Source organism: Winogradskyella psychrotolerans, from assembly GCF_018860565.1.
GTDB classification, from domain to species: Bacteria; Bacteroidota; Bacteroidia; order Flavobacteriales; family Flavobacteriaceae; genus Winogradskyella; species Winogradskyella damuponensis.
Genome location: NZ_JAHKPS010000005.1, coordinates 84406 through 102051 on the forward strand (window position 1 = coordinate 84406; position 17646 = coordinate 102051).

General features: G+C 33.0%; 19 protein-coding genes. 18 read left to right on the forward strand and 1 reads right to left on the reverse strand.

What is annotated here, in order from left to right; translation table 11 throughout:
* The first annotated feature begins 46 nt into the window (after positions 1-46).
* Genes KO504_RS02000 through KO504_RS02015 form a run of 4 tightly spaced genes read left to right on the forward strand, consistent with a single transcriptional unit; the run spans position 47 to position 2908 of the window.
* Positions 47-706, forward strand: a complete 660-nt coding sequence (locus tag KO504_RS02000; protein WP_215924655.1) for a hypothetical protein — start codon at positions 47-49, stop codon at positions 704-706.
* Positions 693-1754, forward strand: coding sequence for a sensor histidine kinase (locus KO504_RS02005; RefSeq protein WP_215924656.1), 1062 nt, complete (start codon positions 693-695; stop codon positions 1752-1754). Before KO504_RS02000 ends, KO504_RS02005 begins: the two co-directional genes overlap by 14 nt.
* The gene (locus KO504_RS02010; protein ID WP_215924657.1) at positions 1744-2442 is read left to right on the forward strand and encodes a LytR/AlgR family response regulator transcription factor; all 699 of its coding nucleotides are present in this window, start codon (positions 1744-1746) and stop codon (positions 2440-2442) included. The genes KO504_RS02005 and KO504_RS02010 overlap by 11 nt, the downstream gene beginning before the upstream one ends.
* Entirely contained in the window at positions 2432-2908 is a 477-nt protein-coding gene (locus KO504_RS02015) for a hypothetical protein (protein WP_215924658.1), read from the forward strand. Before KO504_RS02010 ends, KO504_RS02015 begins: the two co-directional genes overlap by 11 nt.
* Here KO504_RS02015 and KO504_RS02020 read toward each other — a convergent pair.
* On the reverse strand, positions 2905-4068 hold the full coding sequence (locus tag KO504_RS02020) for a THUMP domain-containing class I SAM-dependent RNA methyltransferase (protein ID WP_215924659.1): 1164 nt from the start codon (positions 4066-4068) through the stop codon (positions 2905-2907). The genes KO504_RS02015 and KO504_RS02020 overlap by 4 nt on opposite strands.
* Positions 4069-4287: 219 nt before the next feature.
* Between KO504_RS02020 and KO504_RS02025 the strand changes: the two genes are divergently transcribed.
* From KO504_RS02025 to KO504_RS02090, 14 genes are all read left to right on the forward strand, one after another.
* The gene (locus tag KO504_RS02025) at positions 4288-5019 is read left to right on the forward strand and encodes a class I SAM-dependent methyltransferase (protein WP_215924660.1); all 732 of its coding nucleotides are present in this window, start codon (positions 4288-4290) and stop codon (positions 5017-5019) included.
* Positions 5020-5024: 5 nt separating this feature from the next.
* On the forward strand, positions 5025-5699 hold the full coding sequence (locus tag KO504_RS02030; protein WP_215924661.1) for a ZIP family metal transporter: 675 nt from the start codon (positions 5025-5027) through the stop codon (positions 5697-5699).
* On the forward strand, positions 5699-6127 hold the full coding sequence (locus KO504_RS02035; RefSeq protein WP_215924662.1) for a DUF4268 domain-containing protein: 429 nt from the start codon (positions 5699-5701) through the stop codon (positions 6125-6127). Before KO504_RS02030 ends, KO504_RS02035 begins: the two co-directional genes overlap by 1 nt.
* Positions 6128-6170: 43 nt before the next feature.
* Positions 6171-6734, forward strand: a complete 564-nt coding sequence (locus tag KO504_RS02040; protein WP_215924663.1) for a Crp/Fnr family transcriptional regulator — start codon at positions 6171-6173, stop codon at positions 6732-6734.
* Positions 6735-6946: 212 nt separating this feature from the next.
* Positions 6947-7696, forward strand: a complete 750-nt coding sequence (locus KO504_RS02045) for a type 1 glutamine amidotransferase domain-containing protein (RefSeq protein WP_252723598.1) — start codon at positions 6947-6949, stop codon at positions 7694-7696.
* The gene (locus tag KO504_RS02050; protein WP_215924664.1) at positions 7697-8089 is read left to right on the forward strand and encodes an ACT domain-containing protein; all 393 of its coding nucleotides are present in this window, start codon (positions 7697-7699) and stop codon (positions 8087-8089) included. It begins immediately after the preceding gene.
* 34 nt (positions 8090-8123) lie between these two features.
* A complete protein-coding gene (locus KO504_RS02055; protein ID WP_215924665.1) occupies positions 8124-8450 on the forward strand; it encodes a DMT family transporter in 327 nt (108 codons plus the stop codon).
* A 160-nt stretch (positions 8451-8610) separates the two neighbouring features.
* Positions 8611-9084, forward strand: a complete 474-nt coding sequence (locus tag KO504_RS02060) for a hypothetical protein (protein WP_215924666.1) — start codon at positions 8611-8613, stop codon at positions 9082-9084.
* 67 nt (positions 9085-9151) lie between these two features.
* On the forward strand, positions 9152-9571 hold the full coding sequence (locus KO504_RS02065; RefSeq protein ID WP_215924667.1) for a hypothetical protein: 420 nt from the start codon (positions 9152-9154) through the stop codon (positions 9569-9571).
* 198 nt (positions 9572-9769) lie between these two features.
* A complete protein-coding gene (locus KO504_RS02070) occupies positions 9770-10183 on the forward strand; it encodes a hypothetical protein (protein WP_215924668.1) in 414 nt (137 codons plus the stop codon).
* Positions 10184-10331: 148 nt separating this feature from the next.
* Positions 10332-11414 (forward strand): efflux RND transporter periplasmic adaptor subunit, encoded by a 1083-nt coding sequence (locus KO504_RS02075; protein WP_354667375.1) that lies wholly within the window; start codon positions 10332-10334, stop codon positions 11412-11414.
* A 25-nt stretch (positions 11415-11439) separates the two neighbouring features.
* Positions 11440-14688 (forward strand): efflux RND transporter permease subunit, encoded by a 3249-nt coding sequence (locus KO504_RS02080; RefSeq protein WP_215924669.1) that lies wholly within the window; start codon positions 11440-11442, stop codon positions 14686-14688.
* On the forward strand, positions 14681-16123 hold the full coding sequence (locus tag KO504_RS02085) for a TolC family protein (RefSeq protein ID WP_215924670.1): 1443 nt from the start codon (positions 14681-14683) through the stop codon (positions 16121-16123). Before KO504_RS02080 ends, KO504_RS02085 begins: the two co-directional genes overlap by 8 nt.
* Before the next feature lie 312 nt (positions 16124-16435).
* Positions 16436-17491, forward strand: a complete 1056-nt coding sequence (locus tag KO504_RS02090) for an ATP-grasp domain-containing protein (RefSeq protein ID WP_354667374.1) — start codon at positions 16436-16438, stop codon at positions 17489-17491.
* The last annotated feature ends 155 nt before the right edge of the window (positions 17492-17646 follow it).

Sequence of the window (17646 nt, forward strand, 5' to 3'; positions counted from 1 at the left end):
TTGATTATTTAAAGACTTTAGAGAAAACTTTTTAAATTTATAACTTATGAAAACAAAAGGAGTACTGTTAATTTTAAGTGTTTTACTTTTTAGTTCTTGCATTGTAAAATCGCTACAACCGTTTTACATTACAAGCAGTTTACACTATAACCAACACTTATTAGGTAAATGGACAGATCACAAAAAAGGACAATGGACCGTAGAATCGTTCCAAGCAAAATTTGAAGAAGACCAAAAAGAAGGCATAAAACTCTCTGAAGACGACAAATTAGCATACAACACCTATAAAGATGGCTATCTCGTTACTTACATCAAAAATGAAAAAGAAGCCGTTTTTATAGCCATGCCTTTTAAAATTGAAAACCAATATTTCTTAGACTTTATACCTATAAACATTGAAGACGAAGAAATAAACAGTTTAGCTGCAGAGCACTTACTAAAAACACACTCTGTAGCAAAACTAGATTTTACTACGGACAAAAACGTTATGTTTTCTTGGCTTAGTGAGGAACGTATAAAAGATATCTTCGAGGAAAACAAAATACGTTTAAAGCACGAAAGTATTGGTCCAGAACAAACACTATTGCTTACAGCGACCTCTGAAGAACTGTATCGCTTTTTAAAAAAATATCTAAACGCTGATATTGAAAATAAGTGGACAGAATCGGATCAAATAGCACTAACAAGAGCAAATGCAAAACCTTAACTTTAATACCATATTAAAATCTAATTACCATAGGCCACTACGTTTTAATAGTGTACTGTGGTTGTTTGCATTTGTAATCTTACTGTTTATTTTTTCAAAAGGCCAACTACCAATACGTGTAGATTTTGCCTATACTTTAACTTTCTTAACAGCACTAGCAATACCTGTTTTAATTAATTTTTACGTTTTAATACCCAATTACCTCAAGCAAGAAAAATACCTTATTTACAGTGTTACATTTATTATAAACCTAGTTGTCTTTGCCACTCTCAGTTCATGGCTTTTACAGCCTATTTTAGATGTCCTATTTCCGAGTTATTTTTTTATATCCTATGTGTCTCACAAGAATATATATTTAGTATTCATAATCTTTTTAGTAGCCACAAGCTTACTTAAACTTACTGAAGATTGGTTTTACTTTAACAAAAACCAAAATCAACTACTTAAAATTAAAAATCAACATATAGAAACACAACTTTCAACTTTAAGAGCCCAATTAAATCCACATTTTCTATTTAATTCATTAAATGTTATTTATGCTTTAGCTTTAGAAAAAAAAGATGGTATAACAGAGGCCATTGTTCAGCTTTCAGATATTTTACGTTATGTTATCTACGATTCAGATACTAAGCGTGTTAGTTTAAAAGACGAAATCGCTTTACTGAAAAACTACATTTCATTTCAAAATCATCGTATAGAATTACCAGTTTCTACACAGTTAAATATTGATATTGAAGATGAAAATTTCAAAATATACCCAATGTTACTTTTGCCTTTACTAGAAAACAGCTATAAACACGGAATTATAGCAGGAGAAATTAACTCACCTATAAAAATAGCACTATCTCAAAAAGGTCACCAATTTAGATTTACGATAGAAAACACTAATTTAGACACAAGCAATCAATTAGAAGACAAACATTCTGGTGTTGGTTTAGAAAATTTAAAAAATAACTTAAATTTAGTCTACCCAAACAAGCATCAGTTTCAAACTAAATTACAAAACGAAGTTTTTAAAGTTCTATTAACTATTAGTAATGAAAAATAAAACACGTATAAGTTGTATAATAGTAGACGACGAACCTTCTTCGCAACGTGTTCTAAAATATTTTATAGATGAAACTACCGTATTAGACCTAAAAGCCACCTGCAGTAATACCGCTGAAGCTTTTAAGTTTTTACAACTAAATAGCACTATAGATCTGCTCTTTTTGGATATTAATATGCCCAAGCAAACGGGTTTAGACTTTTATAAATCTTTAAAGAATCCGCCTGAAGTTATCTTTACCACGGCCTACTCTCAATATGCTGTAGATGGTTTTGAAGTTAATGCTATTGATTACTTATTAAAACCAATAGCTTACGAAAGGTTTTTAATGGCCATAAATAAGGTTATTAAAAAGAAAATGACTACCGACAATGATTTCCTGATCTTAAAAGAAAACAAAGTATTACACAAGGTTTTTTATACCGATATCCAATATATTGAAGCTTTTGGAGATTACGTTAAAGTACATACTAGAGAAAAAACAATTGTTACGCATAGTACATTCTCAAAATTTATGAGCTCCTTACCTGATAATTTTCTGCGTATTCATAAATCATTTTGCATTAACTTGAATAAAATGAATCGTCTTTCTGGCAATCAAATTACGATAGACACACATACAATTCCTATTGGCCAGACCTACAAGGATTCTGTTTTAAAAGTTCTAAATTTACATCATGAAAATTGAATCTATAGTTACCATAAAAAAGGAATTAAAACACCTTACTCAAGAAGAGCTTTTAGAGCTTTGTTTACGCTTAGGTAAATTTAAAAAAGAGAATAAAGCCCTACTCACCTATTTATTGTTTGAATCTCACGATGAAGATGGTTATATCGCTAGTGTAAAAGCAAGTTTAGACGAACTTTTTAAAGGCATTAATACCGATAGTTACTTCTATATGAAGAAAACGATTAGAAAAATCTTAAGAGAAATTCGTGTGTATAGTCGCTATTCTCTAAAGAAAACTACTGAGGTAGAACTTCTACTCTATTTCTGCGAAAAAATGAACGAACTACAACCATCTATCCATAGAAATACCACATTAAGTAATATTTATAAGCGCCAAGTGCTTTCTATTAAGAAAAAGATTAAAGTATTACACGAAGATTTGCAGTATGATTATAATTTGCAATTAGAAGCCTTAGAACACTAGTTATCTTGTTTCTTAGCCTTCTTACTACCTTTATACATTTCATACTTCACTAACCTTGCTTCAAGTTTAGCATTAAAAACTTTTATTTTTCGAGATGGTCGTAATCCAACCGACTTTAAAGCTTCTAAATTAGAAGTAATTAGCCACGCATTGGTATTTGGATAACCATGTTTTAATGTTGAACCAATATTTCCGTAGAATTCTTCAACATTCAAATTCTCTAAACGCTCTCCATACGGAGGATTAAATACCATATGTAATTTCTCATGTCCAGATTTTTGGGTTTTAAAGAAATCTTCATGCTGAATATGTACAAATTCATCTAAATGTGCATTCTTTATATTCTCTTTCGCCTTTGCAACTGCTGAAGGAGATTTGTCGTATCCCATTATTTTATGATGAAAATCGCGTGTTTTCTTTAAAAGAGATTCTTCAATTTTTTCAAACAATTCTACATCCCAATCTTCCCAACGTTCAAAAGCAAATTCTTTTCGCATTAGATTTGGTGGAATATTGCAGGCAATCATGGCCGCTTCCGCAAGCATCGTTCCACTACCACACATGGGATCCATAAAATCGGTTTGTCCATCCCAACCACTCATCATAATTAAGCCAGCTGCTAAAACTTCATTTATTGGAGCAATATTCGTTGCCGTTTTATAACCTCGTCGGTGTAATGATTCTCCAGAAGTATCTAAAGAAATTGTACAACGCTGACGGTCTATATGTACATTAATTTTTAAATCCGGAAAACGTAAATCAACATTTGGACGTGTGCCATCAATATCTCTAAAACGATCTACAATAGCATCTTTAGTTTTTAACGCGGTGTACTGCGAGTGCGTAAACACACTGTTATGAACGGTTGCATCAACGGCCAAAGAACCTGTAGATTTCAAATACGTTTCCCATTTCATATTCTTTACATTTTTGTAAAGATCTTCCTCCCTTGTGACTCTAAAAGAATGAATAGGTTTTAGTATTTTTATAGCTGTTCTCAACCCAAGATTAGCTTTATACATAAAGCCTTTATCACCTTCAAAACTCACATTTCGCACCCCTTTTTCCACTTTCATGGCTCCAAGTTGTGTGAGTTCTTTTGCTAAAATATCTTCGAAGCCAAATAGGGTTTTGGCTAGCATCTTGTAATTTTCTTCCATGTGTTACGTCATATAGCTTAAACTCTTATTAACTTTTTCTTTTTACTTGTAAAAATTACCATTTTACATTCTAATTTTGCGTTTTTTATAAACGTAGTGACGCTGTGTTAAGAAAAAACAACTTCAATACAGTCTAAAAGCCAAACTTTTTGGTTTAAAACTAAAAGTCAATATGAGTTCATTGCAAAAATACAGTATTTTTGTAGGACATTTAACGTTATGAGTAAATCAACTAAACAATGGTACGCATCTTGGTTTGATACACCTTACTACCATATTTTATATAAAGACAGAGATTATGCAGAAGCTCAAGGGTTTATGGATAATCTCACTAACTATCTTAACATTCCTGAACACGGTAAAATTTTAGATTTAGCCTGCGGAAAAGGTAGACATTCAGTGTATCTCAACTCTTTAGGCTATAAGGTTACAGGAGTAGATTTATCTGAGCAAAGCATTAATTACGCTAATCAATTTGAAAATGAAACGCTAAAGTTTAATGTACACGATATGAGTAAACCATATCCAGATACGTTTGATGCCGTTTTTAACCTCTTTACTAGTTTTGGTTATTTTGAAGATGAAAATTGCAACCTAGAAACCATAAAATCTATTAAAGCAGAATTGAATGCGTTTGGATTTGGTGTCATAGATTTTATGAACTCCAACTACATCATTGAAAACCTAGTAAAAGAAAATGTAAAAACAGTTGAAGGAATTGATTTTCTGCAAAAACGGTCGGTTAAAGATGGTTATATCATTAAAGATATTAGTTTCAATGCTGATGGAGAAGCGTTTCAATTTCAAGAACGCGTAAAAGCATTTACATTAGAAGATTTTGAAACTCTTTTTGAAAAAGCAGGAGTTCATTTATTAGATGTTTTTGGGGATTATAAATTACGAAAATACCATTCTAAAACCTCAGAACGCTTAATCATGATTTTTAAGTAAACTACATGAATAGTTATTTTTTACCATTACTTGCCGTCGTTATAGGTGTTGTTATTGCTTTATTAACTAAAAAACAAAAGTCAATTTACACCAAATTACTGTTATCATTTAGTGGAGCTTTTTTATTAGCATTAACCCTTTTTGATTTGTTACCAGAAGTCTATGATCATATTGATGCTAAGCTTACAGGTTTGTATATAATGTGTGGTATTTTGCTACAAATTATTTTAGAATTCTCTTCTAAAGGTGCAGAGCATGGCCATTTACATGTTCATAAAGACGACACCGATTTTCCTTGGTTACTCTTTATTAGTTTATGTATTCATAGCTTTTTAGAAGGGTTTCCTATTCACCAACACAACGATATGGTGTATGGTGTACTAATTCACAAAATTCCGATTGCTATTTTAGTCACAACCTTTTTATTACAATCTAACTATAGCAAATTACAGATAGTGAGTTTCTTGATCCTTTTTGCAACAATGACACCTTTGGGGACTTTTATTTCTAACCACTCAACCTTTATGGCAACCTATGTAGATGTCATTAACGCCATTGTAATTGGTATCTTTTTACATATTTCTACAACTATTTTATTTGAATCTAGTGAAGGTCATAAATTTAATTTATCTAAATTAGTGGCTATTTGTTTAGGTATTTTAATAGCTTATTTTATTTAATGTTTTCAAAAGAAGAATCAAGACTACTACGACAAGAATTTTGGACCAGTTTCGGAAAATCATTTCCAAGAAAATGGCTTTTATACGACACCAAAATTAAAGGCGTTTCATTTAAATTTCATTTCGATACTAAATCGGCCTTGATCGCATTAGATTTAGAGGACAATTTAGAAAACCGAATTAACTGCTGGCAAGCGCTAGAATCTTTAAAAAATATTTTAAAAAGCGATTTCCTACCTGATGTTATTTTTGAAGAAGAGTACATACTCGAAAATGGAAAAGAAATTTCTAGAATTTATTTACCTTTAGAACAAAAGGTATCCATCCATAACAAAAATACATGGAGAGCTGTTATGGAGTTTTTTAATAAAAACATGGATTTGTTTGAAGCCTTCTTTGAGGAATATAGAGACATTATTAAAAGCTAAAAACGCTTACCACTCTTAACTAAAATGAAATAGCCACAAATAAATGGAAATAAACCAAATTATTGATACCATATATCCACTAACCACTCCATCCAAAAATTTAATTAAAGCGTCAATAACTGAAACGACATTTCCAAAAGGGCATATTTTATTTAAAGCCAATAAAATTGAAACCAGTATTTATTTTATCAAAAAAGGAATAGCAAGAGCGTATGCCTATTCAGAGGATCATCAAATTACATTTTGGTTTGGTACAGAAGGTGATCCTATTGTTTCTATGCAAAGTTATGTGAATCACCAAAAAGGGTATGAAGATGTAGAACTATTAGAAGATTGCGAACTCTACGAGTTAAAAATAGCACAACTTCAAAAACTCTTTTTAGAAGACATTCAAATTGCAAATTGGGGGCGTAAATTTTCAGAATTAGAACTCATTAAATCCGAAGAACGACTTATCTCTCTGCAATTTAATACCGCAACTGAAAGGTATTTAGCACTTCTCAAAAATCATCCTAGCATTATACAACGCGTGCAACTCTCTCATATTGCTTCTTATTTGGGTATTACTCAAGTGAGCTTAAGTAGAATTAGGGCAAACATAAAATAAATGTCGTTTTTATCATTTGTTAAATAGTTTCTCTAAAATGTTTAAGAATTTTGTCCTCTAACATTATTCGCTATTAAAGGTTATAAAATTGTTTTTCACCTTTTAATAAATCGGAATAATTTAAAGCCTAATTTTAAAATAATAGTTTAGATATGTTAAATACAATAAAATTTAAAACAGCTCTTGTTCTATTCTTGTTTATGGTTCTTTTTATGAGCTGCAACAATAATAACAACACAGAGAAATCAACAGTAAAAACAGAAACTAAAGCTTTAAAAAAGATATTGTTTGTGGTTACTAGTCATAATGAAAAAGGTAATACAGGTGAAAAAACAGGTTACTATCTCGGAGAAGTTTCACACCCTTGGGACGTATTACACACTGCTGGTTACGAAATAGATTTTGTAAGTCCAAAAGGAGGAAAAGCACCTGTTGATGCCTTTGATATGACAGATACAATCAATAAGAAATTTTGGGATAACGACATCTACCGCAACAAAATTGAACACACAAAACAACCTCATAAAATTAATCCCAATGATTATATAGCTATTCATTATGCTGGAGGTCATGGTGCTATGTGGGATTTTGCAGACAACACAGAAATAGCAGAGATTGCAGCTAAAATATATGAAAACAACGGCGTTGTTAGTGCTGTTTGTCATGGCTCTGCAGGTCTTGTAAACATTAAATTAAGTAATGGATCCTATCTCGTAGATGGCAAAAAAGTAAACGCCTTTACCAATGAAGAAGAGATTAAAGTAAAATTAGAAGATGTGGTTCCTTTTTTACTTGAAGATACATTAAAAGAACGTGGTGCTATTTTTGAAAAATCTGCACCTTTTACAAAACATGTTGTTACAGCTCAAAGATTAGTAACAGGTCAGAACCCACAATCAGCTCATAGTGTTGGAAAAGCCACCTTAAATGAATTACAAAGACTAACTAAAAGTGCTAAATAAATGACTGGACAAAAAAATTTAGAGACACTTTTAAAATCATTGCAACCAAAACATAATGTTGGCGAATTTGTATTTTGTAAAACAGAACATTTGGAACAAATCAATTTGAACCAAATTATAATGACTTTTAAAGAAGAGGAAAGCATTACCCTTGTCACTAAAAAAGAAGTCGCAGACCAACTCAATTTAGACTATGCTTTTGTGGCATCTTGGATTACACTTACCGTACATTCTTCTTTAGAAGCCGTTGGTTTAACAGCCGCATTCTCTAAAGCTTTATCTGAAAATGGTATTAGTTGCAATGTGGTTGCAGCCTATTATCATGACCATATTTTTGTCGATAAAAAAGACACCGATAAAGCCATGGCAATTTTAAATGCATTTTCAAAATAAAAACTTCACTGTTGATACAAAAATTGAACAACAAATGAATTGGATACTATTAATAATTGCAGGCCTATTTGAAGTTGCCTTTGCCGCATGCCTAGGAAAAGCTAAAGAGGCTACCGGAATTGAATCCACCTATTGGTATATCGGATTTCTTATTTGTTTAGGCATAAGTATGGGACTTCTTTTAAAAGTGACGCAACATTTACCTATTGGAACAGCGTATGCCGTTTGGACAGGTATTGGCGCTGTAGGAACTGTTCTGGTTGGTATTTTGGTTTTTAAAGAACCAGCAACATTTTGGCGCCTATTTTTTATCACAACCTTAATTATCTCAATTGTTGGGCTAAAAGTAGTTTCGCATTAAACCAAGAATTATTAATACCTTATTTATCTGGCCTACTAAACTCCTTCTAAATTTTACTCCATCTATTAGCTATGCTACTTTTATTTCTTAAATTAGGCGCTTCTAAAGCCCAACTGTACATATGTAAGTACGATTTGTGTTATATGAATAAACAAAATTTATGAAAAAACTTACTTTACTTTTTTTTGCTATAATTTTAATAAGTTGTAGTAGTGATGATGACAAAACTTCAGAAGACAACGAAAATACCGGATTTTATAAAATTGAATACACATCTCAACTTTCAGATGCAGATTTAAATTTAGATATCACATTTTTATGGAATGATGAAAATGGACAACCTCAAAGTGAGACAACACAACTAATTAACCCAGCAGCTTACACTGAACTGGCAGACGAAAAAACAGTTGAAATCTCGAACTTAATTGGTATAACATTTAAAGTAAATAGCGGAAGTAATTATTTATCTGACACTTATGTAAAAATAACTAACATAGACAATAATTCTTCTTACGAAGTCACTAATTCTGAATCAATAGCCTCAACAGGAGGTGCTATTGACAACAATACATTAACCGTTACTTTTAATACCGAAAACAACACTTTTGAATCCGTTTATTCAACTTCAAATTAAAACTACATTTGGCATATTCAGCCAAGATTATTATCCCCATAAAAATCAAACCAACTTCAAATAAAAAATGAAAATAATATTCAAAATTCTAGTGCTAACAATCGTTTTTAGCTTCACTTTTCAGTCTTGCTCATCAAATGATGACGAAAATAATTCACTTGACCAAAGATTTGCAAAAAAATGGTACACAGGCACACAATACTTTGATATTGAACAAGGGGTTTCTTGTGAGAATAATTACTATAATTTAAAAGGTAATGGAGATATTGAATATAAATATTGGGCTGGTGGAAATACTTGCCAACACTATACTGAAAATGGAAATTGGTCTATAGAAAACAATATTTTATACCGAAATTTCCCTTCAGATGAAGGCACAAATAATGGCTTAATTTTATCAGATGAAATTATAAGCATTTCAGAAACAGAATTAGTTGTAAAGGATTTAGAGGATGATGATATAACAACTTATTACAATTACGAATAAACAAAAGCCTAAAGGATAAAATCAATGAGACTAAATCCAAGTGCCTTATTTAAAGTAGAAACAATTAGACATTCAAAAGATCTTATTCAGAACACTGAAATTTATATTTCTTTAAGAAATATTTATCATAATGATGTTAAAATTTAAACTGTCACTTTTTGGTAAAGTAAATCTTATGGTATAGTTTTGAGCCCTGAAATGAAAAAGACTTTCAATAAATATCTTTCTTTAATATTTGTTTTATTACTAAGCACATTCGCTAAGATACATGCGAGTGAAGCTGTTGCTAATTCAATAAATACACTCACTACACACCATTGCAGTGTCTCTCTTAATTACACAAAGAAATCAAGTGGTGCAACTTTTGTTCCACATCATAAGAGTACAGACGACAGACGAAATGTTGAAATCATTGAAAGCAATAAAGTAGAAGACGAAGAAGCTTCTACTAAAAAACAGTATTACAAAGACTATTTAGAAACAGCCTTTATTAATGCGCTATTGTTTGAACAGTCTTCTAAACTGCTTCAAAAAAACATATATCGTCCACAAAACGTTATCCATGAATCTAGTCTTAGGCTTCATGTACAATTCCAAGTTTTTATAATTTAATTCCTTCAAAACAGACCCGCAATTGCTATTGGTCTGTTTCTTATTAAAGGAGGTAGAGTTCCCAACTCTAAAAATGTCATTCCCATTTTTCCAGGGGTCTGACCCATAAATTATATCATTTTATAAAATCATTTTACACGTGAACACCATTAAAAAAACAACCATTTTCACAGGCCTATTTATGCTTATTTTTCTAGCGAGCTGTGAAAAACACAAAGAAGAAAAACACGAAGAATCAACATTTCTCGTAACCACTCCAATAAAAAAAGACACAACGCTTATTAAAGATTATGTGAGTCAAATCCACTCGATTAGACATATCGAATTAAGAGCTTTAGAAAAGGGCTATTTAAAACATATCTCTATAGATGAAGGGCAACACGTAAAGAAAGGACAACCCTTATTTCAGATTATGCCTAACATTTATCAAGCAGAACTCAACAAGGCTAAAGCCGAATCTAAAGTTGCGCAAATAGAACTCGCCAACACGCAATTACTAGCCGATGGAAATGTAGTATCGCCTAATGAATTGGCCATGGCGAAAGCTAATTTAGAGAAAGCCAATGCCGAAGTCTCTTTAGCACAAACTCACTTAGGTTTTACCAGTATAAAAGCTCCTTTTAATGGAATTATTAACCATTTGGAAGCTAGAGAAGGTAGCCTTTTAGATGAAGGAGAACTACTTACAACACTATCTGACAACAGCCAAATGTGGGTGTATTTTAATGTGCCAGAAGCAGAATACCTTGATTATATTACCAGTGAAGCTAAAAAGAACAACACAAATGTTGAGCTTTTAATGGCAAACAATAAGCGTTTTAATCAAAAAGGCATTGTTGAAACAATTGAAGGTGAATTTGATAGCGAGACCGGAAATATTGCGTTTAGAGCAACATTTCCTAATCCTGATGGAATTTTAAGACATGGTGAAACAGGAAGCATTTTAATGACAATTCCTTACAAGGATGCTGTTATTGTACCACAAAAAGCCACGTTTGAAATCTTAGACAAAACCTATGTTTTTGTTGTTGATAAAAACCATGTTGTACACCAAAGAGAAATCACTATTGGTGCAGAATTACCGCACTTATTTATTGTAGAAAAAGGTGTGTCTGAAAACGAAACCATACTACTTGAAGGTATAAAAATGGTAAGAGATCAGGAAGAGATTCATACAAAAACTGTAGATCCTGTTACCGTTTTATCTAATCTAGAACTTTACGCAGAGTAATTCTAACTAATCTACACACATCATCATGTTTAAAAAATTTATTAAAAGACCCGTCTTGGCTATTGTCATTTCGGTGATCATTATATTTATAGGTGGCTTAGCGATAAAGCAATTACCTATATCTCAGTTCCCGCAAATTGCACCAACCACAGTCAATATTTTTATTGCGTATCCAGGTTCAAGTGCCGATGTTTTGGTAAATTCCACATTAATCCCATTAGAAACCGCAATTAACGGTGTTCAAGATATGCGTTATATCGCTTCTGATGCCACAAGTGCTGGTGAAGGCACCTTACGTGTTATTTTTGAACCTGGTACAGATCCCAATGAAGCCGTTGTTAGAGTAAAAACGAGAGTCGATCAGGTAATGCCGTTACTTCCAGAGTTGGTACAACGTGAAGGAGTTATTATTACACCCGTACAACCCAGCATGTTAATGTACGTTAACCTATCGAGTGAGAATAAAGCTAACGACGAAAAGTTTCTCTACAATTATGCCTACACCAAAATAATCCCTGAGATACAACGTATTAAAGGTATTGCAAGTGCTCAAATTTTAGGAAGTCGAAAATTTGCTATGCGTGTATGGTTAAAACCAGATCGTATGCGTGCTTATAATATTTCTGCGGAAGAAGTCTTAGAAGCTATGGAAGACCAGAGTATTTTGGCACGTCCTGGGCGTTTGGGACGAAGTTCGGGCAAAACCTCACAATCCTTAGAATATGTACTCACCTACCAAAATCGTTACAACGAACCCGAACAATACGAAGAAATCATTGTTAAAGCCAATAAAGAAGGCCAAATTGTTACCCTTGCTGATATTGCTGACGTAAAACTTGGAAGTGAATTTTTTGATATTTATTCCAATTTAGATGGAAACCCATCAGCCTCTATTGTCTTAAAACAAACTTTTGGTAGTAATGGTAGTGATGTTATTGACGCTGTAAAAGAAAAATTAACAGAGCTTGAAGTAGATTTACCGCCAGGAGTTGATTTCCAAATCAGCTATGACGTTTCTAATTTCTTAGATGCTTCTATAGATCAAGTTATTCATACACTGCGAGATGCTTTTATCTTAGTTGCCATAGTGGTATTCTTATTTTTAGGAGATTGGCGTTCAACTTTAATTCCAATTATTGCTGTTCCTGTTTCTTTAATTGGAGCCTTTTTTGTGATGCAACTATTTGGGCTATCTATTAACCTTATTACACTATTTGCCTTAGTACTTGCTATTGGTATTGTTGTCGATAATGCCATTGTCGTCGTAGAGGCCGTCCATGTAAAAATGCACGAAGAACATCTCACTCCCTACAAAGCCTCCTATGAAGTTTTAGGTGAAATTGGTGGTGCTATTGTAGCGATAACTTTAGTAATGGTTTCTGTGTTTATTCCTATTTCTTTTATGACGGGTCCTGTTGGTGTATTCTACCGACAATTCTCTATTACCATGGCAGGTTCTATTGTTATTTCTGCTATTGTTGCCTTGACTTTAACTCCTGTACTTTGTGCGATGTTATTAAAAAATAACCATGGTAAAAAGCGAACCTCTCCATTAGATCGCTTTATTGATTGGTTTAACGGAGGATTCGAAAAACTCACAGGTGGCTATGTAAAGATTTTAAATAAAATCGTAGCCAGACGCGTGATTACTTTCGGAATTTTAGCAGCCTTCTGTACCGGAATTTTCTTTACCAATGAAGTGTTACCTGCAGGCTTTATTCCAAATGAAGACCAAGGTATGATTTACGCTATTATACAAACTCCTCCTGGTGCAACCTTAGAGCGTACCAACGAAGTAGCTAAAAATCTACAGAAAATTTGTGAGGAGATGGATGGTGTTGAATCCGTATCCTCTTTAGCAGGTTATGAAATTATGACTGAAGGTCGAGGATCTAACGCAGGTACTTGTTTAATTAACCTAAAACCTTGGTCAGAACGTGAGCACTCCGTTCATGAAATTATGGAAGAACTAGAGGCCGAAACTAAAGATCTAGGAGCCATTATAGAATATTTTGAACCTCCTGCAGTGCCAGGTTTTGGGTCTTCAGGTGGATTTGCGATGCGTTTATTAGACAAAACAAACTCTACAGATTATCATCATTTTGAGCGTGTGAATAATGACTTTATGGAGGCCTTATCTAAACGCCCTGAACTAACAGGTTTATTCACCTTCTTCTCTGCCAACTATCCGCAATATGAGTTAAAAATCAATAACAAAATTGCCATGCAAAAAGGAGTGACTATTGGCACAGCCATGGAAAACCTCAACATTTTAATTGGTAGTACTTATGAGCAAGGCTTCATTCGTTTTGGTCGTTTCTTTAAAGTGTACACCCAAGCAGCACCAGAATACAGACGCTTACCTACAGATCTCGAAAAATTATTTGTAAAAAATGAAGAAGGCGAAATGGTTCCTTATTCTGCTTTTATGAGTATTGAAAAGAAACTTGGTCCTAACGAAATTACACGTTATAACCTTTACAATTCAGCATCCATTAGAGGCTTGCCTGCGGCAGGATTCACTAGTGATGACGCCATTAAAGCGATTAAAGAAGTTGCTGCCACGCAATTACCAAGGGGTTATGATATTGCTTGGGAAGGCTTAAGTTTTGACGAGGCTCAAAGAGGTAATGAATCTATTTACATTTTTATAGTCGTACTCATATTTGTCTACTTTGTATTAGCTGCACAATACGAAAGTTTCCTTTTACCCTTTGCTGTAATTCTATCCTTACCAGTGGGTGTTTTTGGTTCCTTTATTTTACTTAAAGCTATGGGATTAGCTAATGATGTTTATGCACAAATAGGAGTCATTATGCTGGTTGGGTTACTCGGTAAAAATGCCGTGTTAATTGTAGAATTTGCCGTCCAAAAACGCAGGCAAGGTGCTACTATTTTAGAAGCCGCTATAGAAGGATCTAGAGCGCGATTTAGACCAATATTAATGACATCCTTTGCCTTTATTGCCGGGTTAATTCCGTTAGTTATTGCTTCTGGAGCTGGAGCTATTGGGAATAGAACCATTGGTGGCTCTGCTTTAGGTGGTATGCTTATCGGTACACTTGGAGGTGTTTTAATTATTCCTGGACTGTACTATGTTTTTGCAAAAATGGCAGACGGAAAAAGTCTAATTAAAGATGAAGCTAGTGAACCTATTTCTGAAGAAATGATGCGCGTTAGTGAAACTAAAAATCAAAGTGTAGCCAATGCTGAAAAAATCAGCAAACTCACAAAACTATTGAAAAAACTTCGTAAAAATAAAAACGATGAATAAGATAAATTCGATTAGAAAATCACAGCTTATTGGTGTGCTCACCTTACTATTACTATGTGCTTGTGTACCTACGCAAAAGGCTGTAAGAGACGCAAACGTAGCAGTACCAAAGCACTACCAAGATAAAACTACAGATTCGGCAAATAGTGCCACCATACAGTGGAAAACATTCTTTTCAGACCCAAAGCTAGTCGCATTGATTGATACTGCGCTAGCCAATAACCAAGAGCTTAATATTATGCTACAGCACATTGCTATGGCTAATAATGAAGTAAAAGTTAGAAAAGGTGAATATTTACCTTTTGTAAATGTTTACGCAGGCGCAGAAGTTGAAAAAGTTGGTGAATACACTAGAAACGGAGCTGTAGAACAGCATCTAGATGTTCGTGAAAACGAAGAATTCCCAGAACCTTTAACCGATTTTTCAGTAGGCTTAGATGTATCATGGGAACTCGATGTTTGGAAAAAACTACGCAATGGAAAAAAAGCGGCTGTTTTAGAATACCTGAGCACTATTGAAGGGAAGAATTTTATGGTCACCTCTATTGTTTCAGAAATAGCCAATTCGTATTACGAGCTTTTGGCTTTAGATAATCAGTTAACTATCATTGAGCAGAATTTAGAGCTTCAAGAAAATGCTTTAGAAATGGTAAAATTACAGAAACAGGCAGCTAGAGCAACTCAGTTAGCCGTAAGACGTTTTGAAGCCGAAGTCTTTAAAAATCAAAGTAATAAATTTGAAATTCGTCAACAAATTGTAGAAACTGAAAATAAGATTAATTTTCTTTTAGGCCGTTATCCACAAAAAATTGACAGAGATGCAGACGATTTTATCAATCGTCCAATAGATGCAATTGAAGCCGGTATCCCGGCGCAACTTTTAGCCAATAGACCTGATATTAAACAAGCAGAATATGAATTAAAAGCTTCAAAATTAAATGTTAAAATAGCCAAAGCTAACTTCTACCCTTCTATTGGTATTAAAGCAGGTATTGGCTTACAAGCCTTTAAAACAAAGTACCTTACTAGTACACCTGAATCACTTTTATACTCACTAGTTGGAGATGTGGTTAGTCCATTAATCAATAGAAATGCTATTAAAGCGGAATACAGTAATGCCAATAGTAGACAACTGCAAGCCGTTTTTGAATATGAAAAAGCCATTTTAAACGGTTATATTGAAGTCGCTAATACGCTTTCTAACATCAATAATTTAAAAGAAAATTATGAGTTAAAGGAACAGCAAGTTCAGGCAATGACAGAAGCTATTGACCTTTCTATTCAACTCTTCAAATCTGCTAGAGCAGAATACACAGAAGTGTTATTGACACAAAGAGAGGCCTTAGATTCTAAAATTGAAATTATAGAAACGAAAAGAGACCAATTCTTGGCTAATGTAAAAATTTATCAAGCCTTAGGTGGTGGATGGAATTAGTTGAAACCTGCCCCAAGTCTGAAAGCCATTTTACAATACTGTAGAATGGCTTTCTTTTTAGAATTATAATGAATTTTGACATTAATACAAAATAGGGTAACAAATGTGTTAAACCCTATAATAAAGTATTCCTATTCATAACAAAAAAAACATAAGTCTAGTTAAAGCCTTTATTTAAGGTATATAAGAATAAAAATAAGGTTTATAGATGCTTATCATCTGGAACAAAATATACCTTACCCCGAAAACAATGAAGGATAAAGTGTATATTTATTGTTATATAACTAGTTGGCAACAAGCTAAAAAAACATCGTGAAAACAATTGCAATTCTATATCAATCCAAACTTCCACCAATTAAAGATGGTGTTCAAAAACCAATGAAACTTGGAGGTTATTCCGACAGCGGAGCAGACATTGCTTACGAATTGAAAACGAACGGCATCCAAATAGTTACACCAATAAATAATCCAAATATTAATACTGATTTAGATTGGGTATTTCCAGATACTAAAAAAGGAATTCAAGATGCGTTGGACAAAGGAGCAAATACTTTTTGGTTAAATACAGTTTTATACAAGAGTCACGAAATCGTAAACTTTTTTGATCGAGATATTGAATTAATTGGACAATTACCAAGCCAAGTCGATATTTATGACGACAAATATTTTACAAATGAGATTTTAAGAAAAAATAAAATTCCCATCCCTAAAACAACCTTAATTGCAATAGAAAATTTGACTAATTACTCATTAAATATTGATTTCCCATTAGTCCTAAAACCATTAAGAGGAAGAGGAAGTCAAGGTGTTTCATTGGTCAGAAACCAAAAAGAATTAGATAACAAACTAAACGAAATATTCAAGAATAATGAATATGGAAATATGGTATATCTTGAGCAATATTTAAGTGGTCAAGAAATAACTATAACCGTAATGCCTTCAGGTAATTATTTAATTGACAATCAAGAAGTCTTACACAAAGAGCCTTGGTGCCTACCTGCGGTTAAAAGAATCAATCATAAAAATGGAATTGCACCTTATAACGGACTAGTAGCTGTAACGGAGAATAGTTCTGTTCTAGGAATTGACGAACTAAGTTCACGAAAAACTATTGATGTCTGTAGGCAATGTGAAAAAGCGGGAGAATTGCTTAATATCAAAGCACCAATACGAATTGATTGTAGAGCAGATGAAAACGGGAATTATTTCTTGTTCGATTTGAATATGAAACCTAATATGACTGGACCATCACGACCTCACAGACAAAATCAAGATAGTTTGACTTTATTGGCTTCAAGAAAAATTGGTTGGAACTATATCGATTTATTAAAAAATATGATTAGACAATCGTGGAAAGCCTGTTTCTAACACAGTATATAATTTATTGCTAATTCTTGCCTACTTACGAAAATCCTCGCAGATTTTCTATTCGGTTTTTATTTGCTAAATTACGTACTTAACCACGCAACAAACCATATACAATAACGTTGTGCTTCATTACCACAATGAACTTTCCTGAAATA